Consider the following 21,973-nt stretch of genomic DNA (forward strand, 5'->3'; position numbering starts at 1 on the left):
TTTTTAGAAACGTAATTGTTAACTTTAGAAAACACATTAACCTATTGATATGTTAAAGAAATTAGTTTCCTTGTTTTTATTTATTGCGTTTACATCAACAGCGTTTGCACAAAAAAAAGATGATATTTTAGGAAAATGGCTTAATTCTACAGGCGAAGGCCAAATAGAAGTTTTTAAAAAAGGCGATAAATTCTATGGTAAATTAAGCTGGATTAAAGAGCCAAATGATGAAAAAGGAAAACCTAAAACTGACGTTAAGAACCCAAATGCTGGCTTAAGAGCTAAACCAATTATAGGTTTAGAGATTGTTAGAGATTTTGTTTTTGAGGATGGCAAATATGTTGATGGTAAAGTTTATGACCCTAAAACTGGTAAAATATATAGTGGTAACATAACCCTGGTAGGATTAAATCAATTGAACATGAGAGGCTATATCGGTATTTCGCTAATTGGTAGAACAGAGATTTGGAAGAGGGTAAAATAAACTTTCTTACGCCATGCTATTTACTAAAATAATATCCCCAACTATGAAAAAAAGCATCATCCTATCGCTACTACTTTTTCCAATCATCAGCTTTGCACAAAATTTTACACTAAAGCAATTAGCTACTGGTAAAAATATAAGTATGCGTGGTTTATCGGTTCTTTCAGACTCTGTTGCCTGGGTTAGTGGTAATAATGGGTATGTGGGTAAAACATTAGATGGAGGTAAAACATGGGAATGGATGCAACCCAAAGGTTACGAAAAACTAGATTTTAGAGACATTGAAGCATTTGATAAGCTAAAAGCAATTATAGTAAATGCAGGTTCGCCAGCTTATATTTTAACCACAAATGATGGGGGTAAGAACTGGTCGCAGGTATATAAAAATACCGATTCAGCAATATTTTTAGATGGAATGGCATTTTGGAATAATCAGGAAGGGATAATTTTTGGTGATCCTATTCATAATAAAATGCAACTTCTAAAAACATCAGATGGTGGCTTGAGTTGGCAAGATATTTCTTCAAAATTAAAGCAAGAGCTTAAAGTTGGAGAAGCTGGTTTTGCTGCAAGTGGAACAACCATAAGAACAGCTCCAGAGGGTAAAGTTTGGGTAGCAAGCGGAGGTTCTACATCAAATATTTATTATTCGAGTAATTATGGCAATAAATGGAAAGTTTATCCTTGCCCAATTATACAAGGAGAAAGTAGCACTGGTCCATTTTCTATAGCTTTTTATGATGCTAAAAATGGAATTGTTGTTGGTGGTAATTATTTAAAGGATAAAGAAAGTACCAACAATGTTTTAGTGACTAAAAATGGTGGCAAAACTTGGGAAAAACCATTGAAACCAGTATTGGGTTATCGCTCTGCGGTAGAATACTTTAGCGATAAAATTTGTTTTGCAACAGGTTCTTCAGGAACCGATTATTCGTTAGATGGAGGCAACACCTGGTCTAATATTTCAACGCAAAATTTTAATGCTTTACAAAAGGCAAAAAAAGGTAATCTTGTTTTACTCACAGGAAATAAAGGTAACATCTATCAATTAATTTGGTAGATTTTCTCTTTCGTTATCGCAAAAAAATAAATTTCTTGATTTGCAAGTCGGCTTGAAATATTTCTTGTACTTCTATTACTAGCTCATCATACCTAACTCGATTGGTTATTGTAATGCAAATCACAATTTCTATCGCTTTAAGATTCCCGCCTACGCGGGAATGACGTTGTGTGCCCACAAGTATGATCCTTTATCAACTTATTGTCATAAATCAGCTACATTTTCGATAGAATCTTTTTCAATTCAAACATATCTCTACTTTTGTCGTTTAACAAAAATGTTAAACATAATTGTAAATGGGGCAGAGAGATACAGGTACAGAACAGTTAATTAAAGATACGGCAAAACGCATCTTTTTTTCTGAGGGAAAATTACATGCAACAACTCAAGATATTGCCGATGCGGCAGGAGTAAATAGAACATTGCTAAACTATTATTTTAGATCTAGGGATATATTATTTGAACAAGTAGCAACCGAAGCAAGGGCAGAAATGTCGGCAGTAATGGATACTGTTTTTTCTGCAAAATTAGAATTTAAAGAAAAATTAGAACAATTGATCACCGTATTTATGGATCAGGCGATGAAATTCCCTTATCGAGAAATGTATGTGGTAACTGAATTAAATAGAGGTGATAAAGTTGTTCCGGAAGAAAAGAAAATAAGGGTGAAAGCTTTTTTAAAGGAAATAAGTGCAGAGATGGAAAAGGGAAAGATCAAGAAGATGGATCCTCGTCAGTTTTGCATGAATTTATTCGCCCTGATGGCTTATCCACTAATTACCAATTGTCTTAACAAATCAATATATAATGTTAACGATGCAGAGTATTTGAAATTAATGAAAGATAGAAAAAAACTAATCTTCGAAATGATATACCAATAATTAGCTATTAAACACAAAAGTAACCCCAACATAAAATGAAAACAACAATCCAATTATCCCTAATTTTATTTCTTGGAGCCCTACTAGCTTCTTGCGGTGGCAAGGATGAAAAGGCTGCACAAGCAGCTGCAATGGCAGCAATGCCACAACCATATCCGGTTTTTGCAGTAAGTACACAAGCTACCACACTTGATTCAGATTATCCTGCAGTTATACAAGGGATACAGAATGTAGATATTAGGCCAAAAGTTGATGGCTATATTGAAAGAATTCTTGTTGATGAAGGTGCGGTTGTTAAAAAAGGTCAATTGTTGTTTACAATTAATGCACCTCAATATGAGCAACAGGTTAGAACTGCTAGTGCTGCTATTAGTAGCGCAGAAGCTGATGTAAATGCAGCTCAATTACAAGTAAATAAAACTAAACCTCTTGTAGATAAAGATATCATTAGTAAATATGAATTAGAATCTGCTCAATTAACTTTACAGAGTAGAAGGGCGGCATTAGCACAGGCAAAAGCAGCTTTAGTTAATGCAAAAGTTAATTTAGGCTATACCAGAATTACAAGTCCAGTTGATGGAGTTGTAGGTAGTTTGCCTTTTAAAGCAGGAAGTTTGGTGAGTGGCACCAGTGCATTACCTTTAACTACAATTTCAAATACGGCTAAAGTTTATGCTTATTTCTCTTTAAATGAAAAACAGCTATTAGATTTTTCGAATACTTACAAGGGAAAAAATTTAGCTGAACAAATGAGAAACATTCCTGCTGTTAGTTTAATATTAGCCGATGGAAATGTATATGCTCAAAATGGGAAAATAGAATCAATTAACGGACAAATCAATACAAGTACTGGATCTGCAAGTTTGCGAGCAACCTTTCCTAATGCAAATTCTATATTAAAAAATGGTGCAAGTGCAATGGTTCGTATACCTCAACACATTAATGATGTAATCTTAATTCCTCAAAAATCTACTACAGATCTACAGGGAAAGAAATTTGTTTACGTTTTAGGAGATTCTGCTAAAGTGATGACTACACCAATTGAAGTAATGAGAGTTACGAAAGGGAAATTTTATGTAGTTACACAAGGGCTTAAGGCTGGCGATAAAGTGGTTCTAGAAGGTTTCCAATCTTTAAAAGATAAAACCAAAATTAAACCTCAAGAGTTAAACGCTGATTCAGTTTATGCTGAAATTAAAGTAAGCAATCGTAAATCGTAATTCTAAAATTGTAAATCAATTATATGTTTAAGAAATTTATAGATAGACCAGTTTTATCAACTGTAATATCAATTATCATAGTAATACTTGGTATACTGGGGCTTATTACATTGCCAGTTTCTCAGTATCCAGAAATAGCTCCGCCAACGGTACAGGTATCTGCCTCTTACCAAGGTGCAAATGCCGATGTGGTGATGAACAGTGTGGTTATACCGCTCGAAGAACAAATTAATGGGGTAGAAGACATGACTTATATGACTTCTAGCGCTAATAATGATGGATCTGCAACAATTACCGTAAATTTTAAATTAGGTACAAATGCAGATTTAGCGGCTGTAAATGTGCAAAACAGAGTGGCAAGGGCAAGTAGTTTATTACCAGCAGAAGTTACACGTTCTGGGGTAGTTACAGCTAAAAGACAAGCAAGTAATGTTTTAATTTTTGTTATCCATAGTGATAATCCTAGTTACGACCAAAAGTTTTTGCAGAACTATGCTAATATCAACATCATTCCACAAATAAAAAGGATTACTGGGGTTGGTGATGCAAGTTCATTCGGACAAATGGATTATAGCATGAGGATCTGGCTTAAGCCAGATGTAATGGCTACCTATGGCTTAATTCCAACCGATGTAAATGCAGCATTAGCAGAACAAAATGTAGAAGCTGCTCCTGGTCAGTTTGGTGAACAAGGAGATCAATCTTTTCAGTATACCATAAAATATACAGGAAGGCTAAAAAGCGAGGATGATTTTAGCAATATTATTATCAAAGCAGATGCAAACGGACAAATGCTCCGTTTAAAAGATATTGCCCGTATAGAACTGGGTGCATTAAGTTATGCAAGTACCTCAAAATATAATGGAAATTCTAGTATAGGTATTGCCATTAACCAAACCGCTGGTTCTAACGCAAAAGAAGTAATTGAAAACTCAATTAAAACCCTAGAAGAAGCTTCAAAATCCTTCCCTAAAGGAATTCATTATACCCCTTTAGTGAATGTGAATGATTTTTTAGATGCCTCTATTGAAAAAGTAATACATACATTAATAGAAGCCTTCATTTTGGTATTTATTGTAGTATTTATATTCCTTCAAGATTTTCGTTCTACATTAATCCCAGCAATTTCAGTTCCCGTAGCAATTATTGGTACATTTTTCTTCCTTAGCCTTTTTGGTTTTACCATTAACTTGTTAACCTTATTTGCATTGGTACTAGCTATCGGTATTGTGGTAGATGATGCTATTGTGGTCGTCGAGGCGGTACACGCCAAGTTAGATCATGGTTATAAATCGGCCAAAAAAGCAACAGTAGATGCGATGGAGGATATTACGGGAGCAATAATTTCTATTACTTTGGTTATGGCTGCAGTTTTTATTCCGGTAAGTTTTATCCAGGGTTCTTCAGGGGTGTTTTATAAACAGTTTGGTTTAACGTTGGCTATCGCAATTATTCTATCAGCCATTAATGCATTAACGTTAAGTCCGGCCTTATGTGCATTATTATTAAAACCTCATAAAGAAGATCATGAAAAGCCGAAGAATTTTTTACAACGTTTTTATGTAGGTTTTAACACCTCATTTGATTTAATGACCAACCGTTATAAGAAATCGGTTTCGTTCTTATCTCATAAAAAATGGGTTGCTGGGCTGGGTATTTTAATATTTACAGGTATTTTAATCTGGACGATGAATACCACCCCAAAAGGTTTTGTGCCAAATGAAGATTTGGGTGTAATTATGTCTGATATCTCCTTACCAGCAGGAACTTCGCAAGAAGAAACCAATGTAATTATTACCAAAATAGATAAAATTGTAAGGGATATTCCGGAAGTTAATAGCGCCTTAAGAATTGTAGGAAGAAGTATGATAAGTGGCTCGGGTAGTTCTTATGGTATGGTAATTTCTCGTTTAAAACCATGGAATGAACGAGAAAGAGATGTTAAAGCTATTATTGGAGAGTTATTTGCTAAAACTGCAGGTATTAAAGGAGCTAAAATTATTTTCTTTGCACCACCTACTATTCAAGGTTTTGGTACAAGTGGAGGTTTTGAATTCCAATTGCAAGACAAAACTGGAGGTGATATTAATACTTTTAATCAAGTAGGAAATGCTTTTTTGGCTGCACTATCAAAACGTCCAGAAATTCAATATGCATCAACCTCATTTAATCCTAATTTTCCTCAATATCAAATAGATGTAAATGTGGCTAAAATTAAACAAGCTGGTTTAACAGTTACTGATGTTTTAAGTGTATTACAAGGTTATTATGGTGGAGTTTATGCTTCTAACTTTAATAAATTTGGCAAGCAGTTTAGGGTAATGTATCAGGCAGATGCACAATATCGTGCTAACCAAGAAGGTTTAAATAGCATATTTGTTCGTAATGCTAAGGGAGTTATGGCTCCAGTAAGCGAATTTATTAACCTAGAAAAAGTTTATGGTCCGCAAGCAATCTCGCGTTTTAACTTATATACTTCTATAGCCGTAACTGGTGCACCAAAACCAGGTTTTAGTTCTGGTGATGCTTTAAAAGCAGTGCAAGAAGAAGCTGCATTACATTTACCAGCAGGCTATGGCTATGAATTCTCAGGTTTATCACGTGAAGAAATGGCAGGCGGTAATCAGACTATTTTTATCTTTTTACTCTGTGTAATTTTTGTTTATTTCTTACTTGCTGCACAGTATGAAAGTTATATTTTGCCATTAGCAGTGTTAATCTCTTTACCGATCGGATTAGCTGGTGTTTTTATTTTCGACAAAATATTTGGAGTTGATAATAACATTTATACACAAATCACTTTGATTATGCTCGTTGGTTTGCTGGCTAAGAATGCAATTTTAATTGTAGAATTTGCTATAGATAGAAGGAAAAAGGGGATGACGATTGTTAATGCCGCAATAGAGGGTGCAACAGCTCGTTTACGTCCTATTTTAATGACTTCATTTGCATTTATATTGGGCTTATTGCCATTAATGCTTTCAACAGGAGTTGGTGCTGCGGGAAATAAATCCATTGGTACAGGTGCTGTAGGAGGAATGTTTATTGGTACAATTTTCGGAATTTTTGTAATTCCTGCGCTGTTTATCATTTTTCAAACCTTACAAGAGAAAATAAGTAATAAATCTCCTTTTGATGAACGTGTAGATTTAGAACCAACATTAGAATTTCCGGAAGTTGATAACCGCGAACATTAATAATTAAACACATGAAATTAATATATAAACATTCACTTTTTATAATCGGCTTTGCTGTATTAACTTTAAGTGCTTGCGTAACTCAAAAATACGAACGCCCAAAGGTTACAGCTGAGAATTTATACCGTGATCAGCAAACAACAGATAGTACAACAATTGCAGATTTACCCTGGAAAAATTTGTTCACAGATGCCAAGTTGCAAACTATAATACAACAGGGCTTAAATGAAAATTTAGATTTAAAACAGGCAATTGAGCGTATTAAAATTGCACAAGCAACTTTACAACAAAGCAAATCGGCATTATTGCCGAGCTTACAAGGCGATTTATCGGTAACGGATGCAAAACAATCTAAGGCAGCATTAAACTTTCCTGCCGGTGTAAATATTAATCTCGAAACACAAACGTATAGAGCACAATTGAGCACAAGTTGGGAGGCTGATATTTGGGGAAAATTAAGCAGTGCAAAACGTTCTGCTTATGCAAGTTTGCTACAAACTGATGCTGCAAAAAGAGCAGTTCAAACCCAGTTAATCGCTAACATTGCGAATACTTATTACAATCTATTGGCCTTAGATAAGCAGTTGGCAATTACTTTGCAAACCATAAAAAGCAGAACCAATAATGTAGAAACCATGAAAGCCCTAAAAGAAGGGGCTAAAGTTAATGGAGCTGCTGTGGTACAAAGTGAAGCAAATTTATATGCTGCAGAAGTTACCATACCTGATTTGAAAAGAAGCATTAGAGAAACTGAAAATGCCTTAAACATTTTATTAGCTAGAACACCAGGAAGTATTCTTCGTTCTGATTTAGACAGTCAATCTGCCTATAGCAATTTACAAACTGGAGTTTCTGCTCAATTATTGCAAAATAGACCAGACGTACAAGCTGCTGAATTTAGTTTTAGAGCTGCTTTTGAAAATACAAATGTAGCTAAAACCTATTTTTATCCTGCTTTAACATTAACGGCGAGTGGTGGTCTATCTTCTCTGCAATTGAAAGATTTCTTTAGCAATTCTGTATTTTATAACCTAGTTGGGGGTCTAACCCAACCAATTTTTGCGAAAGGACAAAATAAAGCTCGTTTAACAACTGCACAAGCACAACAGCAACAGGCATTTTACACTTTTCAACAAACGCTTTTAACCAGTGGTCAAGAAGTTTCTAATGCTTTATACGCTTACCAAACTGCAACAGAAAAAGAAACTACAAGAGCTAAACAAATTGCTTCTTTAACCAAAGCAGTTGATTTTACGCAAGAATTATTACGTTACAGTTCTGCCACAAATTATACTGATGTGTTAACATCTGAGCAAAGCTTACTAGCGGCTCAATTAAGCAGCGTAAGCGATAAATTACAAAAATTACAAGCTGTAGTTAATTTATATCGTGCCTTAGGTGGTGGTTGGAAGTAATCTTTTAAGGATTTAAGTTTGATTGATGCAATTAGGCCCTTATTCGAAAGAATAAGGGCTTAGTTGTTTACTCTTCAATGTCTAGCAACTGCTTGATAAAAGGCCTGTAATTTTTTCCAATTGGTACTTGCTGACCATTTTTTAGGAAAATCATATTACCTTCTATATAGCGCAGATATTTTTTATTTAAGATAAAAGATTTATGAACTCGGATAAATAAAGCATTAGAAAGTTGTTCCTCAAAACTGCTCAATGTTCTAGGTGTAAGTAAAAAGCTATTGTCTTGCCAAACTTTTACGTAATTACCCAAACTTTCTAAAAAGTATATTTCGTTTACATTGATTAAAATATGCTTTTTATCAGCTTTGATGGTAATTTGCTCTTCTTCAACAATCAGGTTTTGCAATCCATTTGTAGGTTTTTCATTTGGATTTTTCAAATTGTGAATTTCTAATGCCCTATTCACCGCTTTTAGAAATCTATCGAACCTAAAAGGCTTTAATAAATAATCACAAACAGCTAAATCAAAGCTTTCTAGCGCATATTCCTCAAAGGCTGAGGTAATAATTACAATCGGTTTATGTTGCAGGGTTCTTAAAAAATCTAAGCCACTTAACTTCGGCATCCTAATGTCTAAAAAGATCAGGTCAATTTCATGGTTGCTCAAAAAATCAAGAGCCTCTGTTGCACGATAGCAATGACCAATATTTATTAAAAAGGGTACATCTTTAATGTATTCTACTATTACATCATGTGCTAAAGGTTCGTCATCAATAATTAAACAGCGTAGGCTCATGCTAATTCGAGGTTTAATTCTCCTTTAAAAATATTGTTAACCGAAGTGAACTTCAAAGTATGTTTATTGGGATATAACAAATCTAATCTTTTCTTTAAATTATCTATTCCGATGCCTTTGGTTTCACTAATTTCTTCAGCATCAAAAGAATTCTCGCAGCTAAAGTAAAGTTCTTTATCATTACTAATGATTGATAAATTTAAATAGGCAGAGTCCTCAGCTAGCTCAATTCCATGTTTAAAAGCATTTTCTATAAATACAATCAATAAAAGAGGAGCAATATTTACATTTGGATTGGTAATTTGTTGCTCAAACTTAAAACTTAAAGGTTTTTTTAAACGGATTTGTTGCAGCTGAATGTAATCTTCTAAATATTTTAGTTCTTGAGTTAATGGAACGGTTTTTTCTTGCCCCTTGTAAATGGTGTAACGCATCAACTCTGATAATTGCAGGATACTTTCTGAGGTTTTTTCAGATTTCTGTAAACTCAATGCATAAAGATTATTCAGCGTATTGAAAAAGAAATGTGGATTGAGTTGTTGTTTCAATAAGTCTAATTCGCTTTGTGATTTTTCTTTTTCTAAAGATAAGATCTGATTGTTTTGTTTGCCCCATTGTAAGGCCAAAACAATAGGTAAACTGATTAGCATAATGGCTATTGCGCCTACTGCATTTTCTGTGTCGAAAGGGTTTTCTCCAAAAATATCTCTCCCAAACACATTATTAATGGGCAATGAGATTAAGAACTGAGCCAGTAATGGATATAAAATTGCTATAGTAGTGGCAAGACTTAAAAGGTAAATTAAAAGCCCCTTTTCCTTTAATATTTTAGAAACCAAAAAACGATTATTAATCAAAAAAAGTAAGTATCCACATAAATACATCACTAGAAATTGGATGAAAAACCCTATAAACAACCCGAAATTTTCTCCCAATTTTTCAGGGCTCAGTTCAAAACCTATCAATAAATTGTCTTTTTTATCGTATGCTGGATTGTTTAAACTAGAAACCGCCATAACGGAGATGGTAATTGAAAGCAGTACAATTGTAATGAGAACGGAGTTTTCTAACCCGATCTTTTTGATCCATTTAATATGCTGAACTTTTTTTCGATAATAATGATTAGCACCAAGCAATATTTCTAACAAGAAAGCACATATTGCTGCAGAAATAAATATAAAAGAGTCAAAATTGCCCAATTCAAAATAAGCACAAACAAATGTGAATACTGGTAATAAGAGTAAAAAGCAAAGTAGCCAATAAAGTAAGTATTTGTCTTTACTTAATTTGGTTTTCAACTGTACTTTATAAAATGAAAAAACAAGGACTGGCAATAAACAAATAGCTATTGAAACGATTGATGAGATATAAACAGTCCAAATTTGACCACCAATTTCTAATACATTGTAAATTGAAAACCAGAGTATTAAACCAATGGTAATCAAGAAATCTTGATGTTTGAATAAAAAATTTAGATTGATTTTTTTGCTTAACATAATTTAAATAAATAAAACAGAATCAATTATTATCCGGAGTGTGTTGAAAGATTTGCACATGGGGTCTTCGACAAGCTCAGACTGACATATAATAATTTGTAACTCTATTAAACAAGCTCTAAAAGAACAACAAATTATCTACAACCAAAAATCTTAATGATGAAAGTAGAGTTTTTAGTGATGAAAGGCATAGAATAGCGTTTTGCGCATTAGGTAATGCATATTATGATCTTTCGTCACTAGTTTGTACCCTTTCGTCACATTAATTTATTCAGCTAAAAGAACTGAACTATTATTGCCCCATCTTATTTAAAATGATATGGGAAGACTTAAAATACAAAACCTTAGTAAGTGTTATCAAAATGGTGTAAAAGCACTAGATAATGTTTCTTTAACAATATCGAATGGGATGTTTGGCTTGCTTGGTCCAAACGGTGCAGGTAAATCTTCATTGATGCGTACGCTTGCCACTTTACAATTACCAGATAGTGGAAGTGTGGAATTTGATGGAAATGATATCATTAAAAATCCACAAGAAATGCGCACCCAATTGGGGTATTTACCTCAAGATTTTGGTGTTTACCCTAAAATATCAGCAACTGAATTATTGAATCACATTGCCATTTTAAAGGGACTACAAAATAAAGATGAACGTAAAGAACAGGTGAGTTCTTTATTGCAACAAACTAATCTATATGAAGTTAGAAAGAGATCGGTAAGCACATTTTCTGGCGGAATGAGGCAACGATTTGGAATTGCACAAGCTTTATTGGGCAATCCACAATTAATTATTGTTGATGAACCTACAGCAGGATTAGACCCAAAAGAGCGAAATCGTTTTCATGATTTGCTTAATGAAATAGGTGAACAAAGAGTAGTGATGCTTTCTACACATATTGTTGAAGATGTAAATGACCTTTGTCCAGAAATGGCTGTATTGGCAAATGGTAAACTTATTCTGCAAGGCAGACCATCGGATTTAACGGAAAAATTAAATGGAAAAATTTGGTGTAAAGAAATACAGAAATCCAACCTAGCTAAATATTCCTCAGTATATCATGTAATTTCTACCCGCATAGTTGCAGGTAAAACTCAACTATTTATATTGGCAGATGTTAATCCTGAGGAAGGATTTAAGCCATTTTACCCTAGCTTAGAAGAAGTCTATTTCTCTGCTTTATTTGGCGAACAAAATAGACAAAAGGAGGGAGTGTCATGCTAGGCGCTATGTTTAAGTTTGAACTTAGGTATCATTTCACCCAGCTTTCTTTTATAATCGCTGCTACCTTATTTCTAATTTTGGGTTGCTTTTCTGCAGTTAATGGTGGTTTCGGTGGGAGTGAGGTTCATAGAGATTCCCCATATGTAATTACCAATATTATAGCACTGTTCTCTTTGTTAACCATTTTTGCCGGTACACTATGCTGTGCTAATGTAGTATTAAGAGATACCATTTATAAAATGGATTCGGTATTGTATACCACTTCAATTACCAAGAAAGCTTATTTTTTTGTAAGATTTTTAGGTTTATTGCTCACTGTTTTTACTTTATTGGTTTGTGCCATTCTAGGCATATATATTGGAACTTTATTTGTTGATGGCAGTGAACTAGGAACATTCAATCTCCTTAATTATCTACATCCATTGTTAGTTTTTGGTTTACCTAACGTATTGTTTGCTTGTAGTTTAATTTTTTGCACAGCTGTGTTAACCAAAAATGTAAGAGCAATTTATGTTGCTGGGGTATCACTTTATATTTTATACATGGCGGCTTCCATTCTTGGTAATTCGCCACTATTGGCAACCTCGGTAAAAGTTAACGACCCAGGTATTTTACCATTTTTAATTGACCCATTTGGTTTGGCTTCTTTTTTTAGTGAAACACGCAGCTGGACGGATTTACAAAGAAACCAACACCTTTTTCCAGTTAAAGGTATATTTTTATTTAATCGTTTACTTTGGTTGGGATTTAGTGCGCTAATTATCACCATAAGTTATAGATTTTTCAATTTTAGGCTACAGAGTCAAAGTCAACAGAAACAGAAAAAACAAGCTAAAATTTCAGCTAAGCTTATTCCGTTTAGGCATTTTAATGTTTTTCCAAAAGGATTGGCTTATGCTTTCTCTTCGTTTAAATCTCAGTTTAAATTAGAAGTTATTTCCTTATTTAAACATATTCCTTTTATGGTAATGATGTTGTTATGGATATTCATTTTTGCCATAGAACTAAAAGATACTATTCTTTACGGTGCATATGGGATTAAGTTTTATCCTACAACAGGTGCAATTATAGAAGAAATGAGAGCTATGAAATTCGCATTGATCTTGCTTGTTTTTTATGCTGCGGAGTTAATTAACAGAGAACGAACGTCAAATATTCAATCTTTAATTTACAGTACACCAGTTAACACCACAGTTTTATGGGGAGCAAAGTGTTTAACATTAGCTGTACTGGTAATTTCATTAGTGAGCGCAAATATTTTAATAGGTATTAGCCTGCAAATATTTAATGGTTATTTTGAGATTGAAATAGCTAAATATCTTTCACTTTATTATTACAGTGCATTTGCACTGTTGTTATTTATTGTACTTATTGTTTTTATCCAAAATTTAGTCACTAACAAATACTTAGGGATGCTGTTAAGTATGGTTGTTGTTTTTGCATGCGCTTTCTCAACTAGACTAGGTATAGAACATTTTTTATTAAGATTTGCATCGGTGCCAGATCTTCAATTTTCATACTTTAATGGTTTTGGGCACTATGCAAAAGCTTTTAATTGGTATATGTTGTACTGGTCTGGCTTTGCGGTTGTACTTTCTGTTTTAACAATAGGAATGTGGCAAGGCAGTTTACAGTTAACGTTTTTAGATCGTTTAAAATCATTACCAAGGTCTGTTTATAAACTAAAGTTTATTGCATTAGTTGGGGTTGTAATTTGGATATCATGTGCTGCATTTATCTATCAACAAACTAATGTAATTGGTAATTATAAAAGCAAGCAAGAAGCATTAGATTGGAATATTAACTATGAAAAGAAGTATAAAGCATTTGATAAACTGCCCCAGCCTATTATAAAATCTATTAAAACTACAGTTGATTTGTTTACAGATGAAAACAGGTATGAAGTAAAAGGAACTTATCAATTGAAGAATGAAACCAATAAGCCAATTGCTAAATTATGGGTCACCTTACATCAAGCGGTTAATAGTTTCGAAATTAGAATTCCAAATGCTACAGCACATCCAATAGATAAGACTTTTAATCAACAGTTTATTGATTTAAAGACACCACTAAAACCTGTTGAAGAGCTGAAAATGGATTTCTCTCTGAGCGTAATTAGATCTGGTTTTGTACCATTTGATACTGAAAACTCGGTTGTATCTAATGGAGCATATATTGAATTAGAGAAATTTGTTCCACATTTTGGTTATAATCCAAACTTAGAAATTGATGATAATAAATTGAGGAAAAAAGAGGGTTTGCCTTCGTATCAAATTTCAAAAGAAATAGATTTAAAATACCATTTAATTGATTTAGAAACCACTATTTCTACAGCATCAGATCAGCAAGTTGTTACTGTTGGAACGTTGCAAAAATCATGGAAAGCGAATGATAGAAGCTATTTCAAATATAAAACTACAGTCCCCATCAATTTTATGTTTGCTTTGAGTTCTGCAAAATATCAACTCAAAAAGGAAAATTATAAAGGTTTAACCTTAAGTGTTTATTATCAGTTAGGTCATGAATACAATGTTAAAACTATGTTTAAGGCTATAAAGGATGCTTTAGATTATGGGAATACCAATTTTAGTGCTTATCCATTAAAACAGTTTACGCTTGCAGAAATACCTCATTATAAAGGTGCAGCAACTGCTTATCCTGGCGTAGTATTTAATGCAGAAAGAATTAATTACCTCACTGATTTCAGAGATGAACATAAGGTAAATCAGAGTTATGCAATTACTACTCATGAAATAGCACACCAATGGTGGGCAAATAGTTTAGCTCCGGCTGATGCAATGGGTTATGCTATGCTTACTGAATCATTAGCCAAATACACAGAGGCTATGCTTTTAGAAAAGAATTTTGGTAAAATGTACCTGAGTGATTATTTAAAAGACGACAATAACCTTTATTTTGCTTATCGCAATCCCAATGAAAAAGAGCTGCCTTTGGCAAAAACTTATGGGCAAAATCATGTTCATTACCAAAAAGGTGGATTAGTGATGTATGGGGTTAAAGAGGCCTTAGGAGAAGAGGTAGTGAATGGAGCATTAAGTAAACTAATAGCAACCCATGCAAATCCACACCAAAGAGCAGTTACACAGGATTTAATAGGAACCATACTTAATCTGGCACCAGAGAAGGATAAAAAGTTTATAGATGAAAGTTTTAATGAAGTTGTAGATTATGACCTTAAGCTTAAAGTTTTAGCATGTAAACGTTTAGTGAATGGAAAATTTAGTATCGATTTACAAATCAATGGGGGTAAGCATAAACAAGGTGATAAAACATTGCTTACACCAGATATGGACATTGATATTGCCTTTTTTAGTAAAGCGCAATTAGAATTGAATAGATATGCTAAACCAACTTACTTTCAAAAACATCGAATTAATAAATTGCAAACTAAACTGAATATAGTTGTAGATCAAAAACCAAAAACCATTGCACTTGATCCTTATGCTTATTTATTAGATGCGAATTTGAAAGATAATATGCAGGAGTTGAAATGATGTGTTGTTACTTTGTCATCATGACTTGTCAAATACTTACTAGGGCGTTTTGACAGGCTCAACGTGACATTATTAATTATAAGTTGTCATCCTGAGCTTGTCGAAGGATAGTTGTTAAAGGCGTTTCGACAGGCTCAACGTGACAATGTGGTATGATGTACTACTAAGAAATATAGATATAATATATCCTTTATAAGATTTGTCATCCTGAGCTTGTCGAAGGACTTTTAATACTTACTAAGTCGTTTCGACAGGCTCAACGTCACAAGGTGATTTGATCGTCCTTGCTGCTTTTACTTTTTTAAAAACAAAAAGGAGATTGCTTCGTTCCTCGCAATGCCGATGAGCATAAAACTATTTATTTTCTATAAAACTAATTGCATAACCTCCGCCAGGTGCACAGAATGTTGACAATTTGGTTTTATTAGTTACCACTACTTTCCGAATGTTATAAGCTTGAGGATTTGTTTTATAATGTGCATCTTTTGCATCAGCATAAATAGTTGCTGTGTATTTTTTGCTCGTTTCTAAAAAATCAAGCACAATGTTAGAGTTGCGTTGGGTTTCTCCATTTACACTTCCTAAAAACCATTTACCTGTGCCTTTTGCTTTACGAGCAACTGTAACATATTGACCAGGCTCAGCTTCGATATATTTACTATCATCCCAATCAATCGCTACATCTTTAATAAACTGAAATGCATCAGCAAATCTGTTATAGTTTTCTGGCAAATCTGCTGCCATTTGCAAAGGACTATACATGGTTAAATACAAAGCCAATTGATTAGCTAAAGTGCTATTCACATGAGAATTATTGCCAGGGTTAAGCTTACTAATATCCATTTCGAAAATACCTGGAGTATAATCCATTGGTCCGCCTTGCAAACGAGTGAAAGGTAAGATAGTAACATGATTAGCTTTAGACCCGCCAAATGCCTGATATTCTGTTCCTCTAGCAGATTCGTTTCCAATTAAGTTAGGGTAAGTACGGGCAATACCTGTTGGCCTAACAGCTTCGTGGGCATTAACCATAATTTTATATTTAACAGCCTCTTCCAATGCGTATTGATAATGGTTAACAATCCATTGACTATAATGATTTTCACCTCTTGGCAAAATATTACCCACATAACCACTTTTAACAGCATCATAACCATTTGCCTTCATAAATTTATAGGCAGTATCTAAATGACGTTCATAATTTCTTACAGAAGAAGAAGTTTCATGATGCATAATCATTTTGATGCCTTTAGCTTTCGCATAATCTCTAATATCTTGTACATTGAAATCTGGATAGGGAGTTACAAAATCAAAAACATAATCTTTGGAGTTGCCATACCAATCTTCCCAACCAATATTCCAACCTTCTACCAATACAGCATCAAAACCATTCTGAGCTGCAAAATCAATGTATTTTTTTACGTTTGCTGTATTAGCTCCGTGTTTGCCATTTGGTTTTGCTTTGGTATAATCAGTTATACCTAACTCTACAGAAGGATAATCATCTGTATAAGCCCAAGAACTTTTTCCGGTAATCATTTCCCACCATACACCAACGTATTTTACAGGTTTAATCCATGAGGTATCTTTAATTTTATTTGGCTCATTTAAGTTGTAAGTCATTTTGGATGCTAAAATCTCACGGGCATCGTCGCTTACCATAATGGTTCGCCAAGGGGTAGTGCTTGGTGCTTGCATGTAACCTTTATCACCTTTCATATCTGGTGTTAACCAAGATTCGAAAATCATATTTTTATCATCCAAGTTCAAGTGCATAGCCGGATAATTGATCAGAGCAGCTTCATGTAAATTGATGTACAAACCATTGTCAGTTTTCATCATTAAAGAGGTTTGCACTCCTGTTGGAGAAAAAGAAGTTTGGGATAAATTAGCGGTGATTGCCTTTGCATTTAAACCTCTGATCTCTGATAATTTAGAAGTTGTAAAGTCATATTCTTGCGTGTCATAGTCGCCAGCAATCCAATAGGCCGTATGATCTCCAGCCATAGTGAACTGAGTTTTCTCTTCTTTAATTACAAAATAGGTTAGGTTTTTTTGTGCAGGGAATTCATATCTAAATCCTAAACCTTCGTCAAACAGTCTGAAACGAATAATTACTTGTCTGTTTGTTGTTGCTTGACTTAAAGTAACCGCCAATTCATTGTAATGGTTACGTATTGTTTTTACCTCTCCCCAAACTGGTGTCCAGTTTTCATCAAAAGATGCTGTTTTAGTATCTATAATGCTAAAATTATTCAATAAAGAGTTTTTATCATTTTTTAACTCCAAACCAAGCTTGCTGCTTTTAATTACCTCTTTGTTTTTATAAGCTAATTTATAATTGGGAGTGCCATCGTTTGATAAAGAAAATGTCATTGTTAAATTGCCATTTGGCGATTTAAGTTGTTGAGCATTAACAATATTTGAAAGGAATAGCGATAGAAATGCAATGATGAAAATTTTCTTCATGGAATGATTGGTTAGAATTTGAACTTATAGGTAAATCAAAAATACAGAAAAGGGAAGCTGTTTAGGGAAGGAAAATTTAAAAGTATGCCTGCTATTAGACATACTTTTATGTTATAATATCGATGTTAACATCGATAAGTTGGATTCTGTAGTTTGATTAAGGCACAAAGGCCTTAAATTTAGTGTTTTTTATCGCTAGTATCTGTTTTTCTAAAAAATGTAAAAGAAAATGCAGTGATTAAAATAACAACACAAACTGAAGCTAATATTAATAAGGTTTGTAAGCCTTCTGGTGATTGAGGTCCCATAGTTTTGAATTTTGATAAAGTTAGAAAAATTATTTTTTGTTTACTAAAGAGAATTAAGAATTGTACACCAATAAGGTTCGAACCATTGCGTAAATTACGAGTAAAACATTAACTAAAATAAATTATATTTGATAATCAACAACGCCTGCGAAGCTCAAAACCAAGTCATAGCTCTTAGTTTACTGAATGTGAAGAGCTATTTGACTATTAAAGTTTCACCTGAATATAAGTTAGAATTACCTAATGGATCATGTAGCACATAGTAAACTCACAGACACTTGGGATAGGTACAACCAAGTAAGAATAGCTGGTGATAAACGTACAGCTAATAAAATTTTAGTAGATTATATTGCCTTATTAAAACAACAGGACGAACAAGAAATCAAAATATTTGTTGACCACATCTGTAGCCTGACTTTAGAGATTGACGACAAGATAATTGCTAATAACGGAACAGAAGTGTCTGACAGAGATACAAGAATTCAACACCCGCTTTTTAAAGAGATTATTCTGCCAGTACTTAAAAAACAATATCAAAAAGGAAGTCCGAAACATATAAAATGGATCGGACAACTTGAGCAGTTTTTCTATTCAGACAATACAACCACAAATACTTTTTTAAAAGAATTGAACATTTCAGAATACTTTGAGGCAAGATATTTTTTTGAAAAATCATTTGCTCTTGATAATAGTCAAAAGACACTTTCATTATTGCTGAATAGGATTGCTAAGGATATAAATTATTACGTCCACGAGCTTCCAACAGTCGTTCTTGCAGAACCTGAATTTTTAGAAAAAGAGTTAGAAATTTTCCGACTATACTTGCAACAATTTGACAACAAGAATATTTGGGAAGTTTCTTTGAGTGAATGGGAATTAATTGCAAAGCATTGGAAGCTTCATGTTGCAGCTAAGGATGAATATGGTGACTTCGAAGATTATTTGAAAGCGAATGGAATTAAATTTTTCTGAAGATACAGATGAAGATTTATTCTCCAGGGGATAAGAATTTTGTGAAACATTAATAAAGTATGAGATACCTTTTGTTAATCTGCGTATATCTTTTTTCACTAGGCTGTACGGTAAAGAAAGACATGGAAAGCAAAATTACCATTGTAGAATTCAATTCACATGGTCAAGCTTTCTCTTTAGATACTAAGTCAATTTATAATATTGGGAATTCATTTGAAATAATTTTCCAACAAGACTGTAAGCTATATATTGTGCCACAAATTGAGCAATATACTAAACCAGCCTTTGATGTTAATGGAAAAATAATTGATGTGAAAATAGTTAAAATAGATACATCATATATGGTATTTGCTACAAAAGATAACAATAATATCGGATTGCAATATACTCTAAATAAATTCCGAACAGAAAAGGGTATTTCCTTTCCAGTTGACTCTCTTTTAAATGATTTGCTGATAGGGCCTAATAACTTGAAATATTTTGATTATGAATTAGGAAGACCTGCAACAGTTGTGAGAAAAAATAAAATTAGGATTGAAAAATATCCAATTACTAAAATTTCTCCTGCAGATTCAGATACCATCTGTAGGTATTATGACAAAAGTCTTATGGAAATTGACTTCTCATTTTCAAAAAAATTGGATGCAAAGACTAATAGCAAATTGTATAAAAAAAGTTTTATTTGTAATGCCATTCCCAAAGGAGTATTATATCCTGATATAGAGGTGCCCAGAAGAGAATTATACAATGAAATTATTAGAGTTAAAGAAAAAAACCTTGATGTATATAAAGAGATTTTTTTGAAGTTTAAAAAAGATGCTACTGCATTAAAGATTTATAATTTTACGCAGTTTTTTTAAATTATTACAATTTTTATAAGAATAAAGATTAATTCAAACTAAGTGCCCCTTGTTAATATCAGGAGCATTTAGTTTGGATTTTTTTAGAACAATTACCTTCATAGGTTGCGGAGAGGATATGTTAGTAAAGATTCGCAAGAATAATTTAGGTAAATGGGAAGTAAGATCTGACAGCAGTCGCAACACCCTTTCTATTTCTTGGACGCAAAATACTTATACTATTAATACAAATTATAATATTATTAAAGTAGATTTATATGGAACTAGAAACTAGAACATTATTATTGAGAGTATCGGCACTATCTATAAACAGGGTGTACATTACAGAATGAATATCGATAATTTAACAGGAACAGCAGTATCGCTAGCGAAAATAAAAGATTAAAATATGGATTTATTTGTGCCTGAGATTGGCGTTGCGATATGGCAAATAGTATGCTATATATTATTAATTATTGTTTTTTATTTAATAGGCAAGTATATGTTGAGAAAGAAAAGAAGGGATTGATAGCTCATATTTTTAGCCTTAGAATCCAAAATTCATAATTATGGCCTTTACATTAGGGTTGGTGTTATCACCAATCCACTCAATATCTAGTTGATACCTTACCCAATTTATGTTGTTTTCTTTTAGGAATTCAAATGGTAAGGTTATAACACAGACCATACTAACAAATATGTGCCGAGAGGAGATTCGGATGCATAAAAAAGCCATCAGAAATGATGGCTTTTTTATTTCGATTTGTTTTGTACTCGGAGCCCCGTTGTGCGAGGCACGCCTGTTAAGTGCATCCCAGACCTTAGATCGGGACGTGTCTAGGATCCATCTAAATTTCTGATTAAATTCTGGACGTAGGTTCTGCTTTTCTTGGATTTAATTTCCAATTCACGGCGATTAGCCTGAATTTTTGTTTCGAATTGTTCGATGTGTACAACTTTCCACGGGCCTTTGTTTTTTGTAGCAGCAACCATTCCATTGTTATGTCTAAATAATCGCTTTGAGATATCTTCTGTGTGGCCGATATAAAACCTGCCACTTTTCTCTGATTGAAGAATATAAGTTATATACATGAGTTAATGATTTAATAACTCAATAGGGATAAAAATAAAAAACCTTCCAAGTGGAAGGTTTTTATTCGATTTTGTTTTGTACTCGGAGCGGGAATCGAACCCGCACGCCTGTTGAGGGCACAGGATTTTAAGTCCTGCGTGTCTACCAGTTCCACCATCCGAGCATAGATTTGAAAAACTTTGTTGATGGCATCCCGATTTAATCGGGACGTATCTACCAGCTTCTTAACCTGAGCTTAAAAGCATAAAGCTTTTAAAATTAAATGCCTCCTGGTAGGAAGGCATTTAGAGCGAAAGACGAGATTCGAACTCGCGACCCCGACCTTGGCAAGGTCGTGCTCTACCAACTGAGCTACTTTCGCATTGGTAACATCATCCGATGTTTTCCCTTTTACAGTAGAAAATTTTTAAAGACCCTCTTTCCGTTTGGGAATGCAAATATAAACAGATTTATATTCCTGTCAAGAAATATTTTATAATAATTTTCACTATACAGTTAAGTTATTGGCTTTCAGTACATCAAAAATTAAATCATTTTCAAAACCTTTGCTTTGGAGGTACGTAATGAGCTTAAATTTCCTTTTTATGGGCTCGTTCTCACTCAAAACTTTCAATTTTTTCTCGGCAGTTGCCAATAAATTGGCCAAATATTTATCACCATCAATACTATTTAGTGCTTTTTGAATGAGTTTATCTGGAACTTTTTTAAGTTTTAAGCCCTGTTTAATTTTTATTTTACCCCATTTTTTGATGTTAACCTTGCCAGAAACATAAGCCATGGCAAACCTTTCTTCATTTAAAAAGTTGGTCACAATCAATTCTGTAATCACTTCCTCTACCTCATTTTGATGTAAGCCATATTCATATAACTTATCTCTAGTCTCTTGTTGAGAGCGCTCTTGGTAAGCACACCAGCTTTCTGCTTTGAGTAAAGCAGTTTTTTTATCTAAAATGAGTGGCTTATCTTTATGGCTATTCATAATTAATTGCTGAAATTCGTAAAAAAT

16 protein-coding genes and 2 tRNA genes are annotated in these 21,973 nt (G+C 33.5%); 10 read left to right on the plus strand and 8 right to left on the minus strand.

Annotation, left to right across the window (positions count from 1 at the left end):
• Positions 1-49 precede the first annotated feature (49 nt).
• The 6 genes from FA048_RS15245 (at position 50) to FA048_RS15270 (ending at position 8,257) form a co-directional block, all read left to right on the plus strand.
• The gene (locus FA048_RS15245) at positions 50-484 is read left to right on the plus strand and encodes a DUF2147 domain-containing protein (RefSeq protein WP_136842657.1); all 435 of its coding nucleotides are present in this window, start codon (positions 50-52) and stop codon (positions 482-484) included.
• Between the two features lie 43 nt (positions 485-527).
• Positions 528-1,544, plus strand: coding sequence for a WD40/YVTN/BNR-like repeat-containing protein (locus FA048_RS15250; RefSeq protein WP_169306885.1), 1,017 nt, complete (start codon positions 528-530; stop codon positions 1,542-1,544).
• A 296-nt stretch (positions 1,545-1,840) separates the two neighbouring features.
• Positions 1,841-2,425, plus strand: coding sequence for a TetR/AcrR family transcriptional regulator (locus FA048_RS15255; protein ID WP_136842659.1), 585 nt, complete (start codon positions 1,841-1,843; stop codon positions 2,423-2,425).
• 35 nt (positions 2,426-2,460) lie between these two features.
• A complete protein-coding gene (locus FA048_RS15260) occupies positions 2,461-3,645 on the plus strand; it encodes an efflux RND transporter periplasmic adaptor subunit (RefSeq protein ID WP_136842661.1) in 1,185 nt (394 codons plus the stop codon).
• A gap of 23 nt (positions 3,646-3,668) precedes the next feature.
• The gene (locus FA048_RS15265) at positions 3,669-6,842 is read left to right on the plus strand and encodes an efflux RND transporter permease subunit (RefSeq protein ID WP_136842663.1); all 3,174 of its coding nucleotides are present in this window, start codon (positions 3,669-3,671) and stop codon (positions 6,840-6,842) included.
• An 11-nt stretch (positions 6,843-6,853) separates the two neighbouring features.
• Complete coding sequence (locus FA048_RS15270; protein ID WP_136842666.1) at positions 6,854-8,257, plus strand: efflux transporter outer membrane subunit; 1,404 nt, start codon at positions 6,854-6,856, stop codon at positions 8,255-8,257.
• Between the two features lie 67 nt (positions 8,258-8,324).
• On the opposite strand, the gene FA048_RS15275 is transcribed toward FA048_RS15270, so the two are convergent.
• Entirely contained in the window at positions 8,325-9,053 is a 729-nt protein-coding gene (locus tag FA048_RS15275; protein ID WP_136842668.1) for a LytR/AlgR family response regulator transcription factor, read from the minus strand.
• Positions 9,050-10,549, minus strand: a complete 1,500-nt coding sequence (locus FA048_RS15280) for a sensor histidine kinase (protein ID WP_136842670.1) — start codon at positions 10,547-10,549, stop codon at positions 9,050-9,052. The genes FA048_RS15275 and FA048_RS15280 overlap by 4 nt, the downstream gene beginning before the upstream one ends.
• Positions 10,550-10,868: 319 nt before the next feature.
• Between FA048_RS15280 and FA048_RS15285 the strand changes: the two genes are divergently transcribed.
• Both FA048_RS15285 and FA048_RS15290 read left to right on the plus strand, forming a co-directional pair.
• Positions 10,869-11,771 (plus strand): ABC transporter ATP-binding protein, encoded by a 903-nt coding sequence (locus tag FA048_RS15285; protein ID WP_136842672.1) that lies wholly within the window; start codon positions 10,869-10,871, stop codon positions 11,769-11,771.
• Between the two features lie 5 nt (positions 11,772-11,776).
• Positions 11,777-15,286 carry an ABC transporter permease/M1 family aminopeptidase gene (locus tag FA048_RS15290; protein WP_169306886.1) on the plus strand — a complete coding sequence of 1,170 codons (3,510 nt, stop codon included), beginning with the start codon at positions 11,777-11,779 and terminating at the stop codon, positions 15,284-15,286.
• 354 nt (positions 15,287-15,640) lie between these two features.
• Here FA048_RS15290 and FA048_RS15295 read toward each other — a convergent pair whose 3' ends face one another.
• Positions 15,641-17,755 (minus strand): glycoside hydrolase family 97 protein, encoded by a 2,115-nt coding sequence (locus tag FA048_RS15295; protein ID WP_136842677.1) that lies wholly within the window; start codon positions 17,753-17,755, stop codon positions 15,641-15,643.
• Positions 17,756-17,934: 179 nt separating this feature from the next.
• Positions 17,935-18,063 carry a hypothetical protein gene (locus tag FA048_RS20025; protein WP_262709723.1) on the minus strand — a complete coding sequence of 43 codons (129 nt, stop codon included), beginning with the start codon at positions 18,061-18,063 and terminating at the stop codon, positions 17,935-17,937.
• Between the two features lie 243 nt (positions 18,064-18,306).
• On the opposite strand from FA048_RS20025, the gene FA048_RS15300 reads away from it, so the two are divergent.
• Entirely contained in the window at positions 18,307-19,035 is a 729-nt protein-coding gene (locus FA048_RS15300; protein ID WP_136842678.1) for a hypothetical protein, read from the plus strand.
• Between the two features lie 122 nt (positions 19,036-19,157).
• Positions 19,158-19,895 carry a hypothetical protein gene (locus tag FA048_RS15305; RefSeq protein WP_136842680.1) on the plus strand — a complete coding sequence of 246 codons (738 nt, stop codon included), beginning with the start codon at positions 19,158-19,160 and terminating at the stop codon, positions 19,893-19,895.
• Between the two features lie 816 nt (positions 19,896-20,711).
• On the opposite strand, the gene FA048_RS15310 is transcribed toward FA048_RS15305, so the two are convergent.
• The 4 genes from FA048_RS15310 to FA048_RS15325 all read right to left on the minus strand — a co-directional run bounded on the left by FA048_RS15310 (position 20,712) and on the right by FA048_RS15325 (position 21,946).
• Positions 20,712-20,966, minus strand: coding sequence for a GIY-YIG nuclease family protein (locus tag FA048_RS15310; protein WP_136842682.1), 255 nt, complete (start codon positions 20,964-20,966; stop codon positions 20,712-20,714).
• Between the two features lie 79 nt (positions 20,967-21,045).
• Positions 21,046-21,130: transfer RNA gene (locus FA048_RS15315), tRNA-Leu, on the minus strand.
• Between the two features lie 125 nt (positions 21,131-21,255).
• A tRNA-Gly gene (locus tag FA048_RS15320) sits at positions 21,256-21,328 on the minus strand.
• Positions 21,329-21,454: 126 nt separating this feature from the next.
• Positions 21,455-21,946 carry a regulatory protein RecX gene (locus FA048_RS15325; RefSeq protein ID WP_136842684.1) on the minus strand — a complete coding sequence of 164 codons (492 nt, stop codon included), beginning with the start codon at positions 21,944-21,946 and terminating at the stop codon, positions 21,455-21,457.
• Positions 21,947-21,973 lie beyond the last annotated feature (27 nt).

It is taken from the genome of Pedobacter polaris (genome assembly GCF_005116505.1).
Classification (GTDB): Bacteria; Bacteroidota; Bacteroidia; order Sphingobacteriales; family Sphingobacteriaceae; genus Pedobacter; species Pedobacter polaris.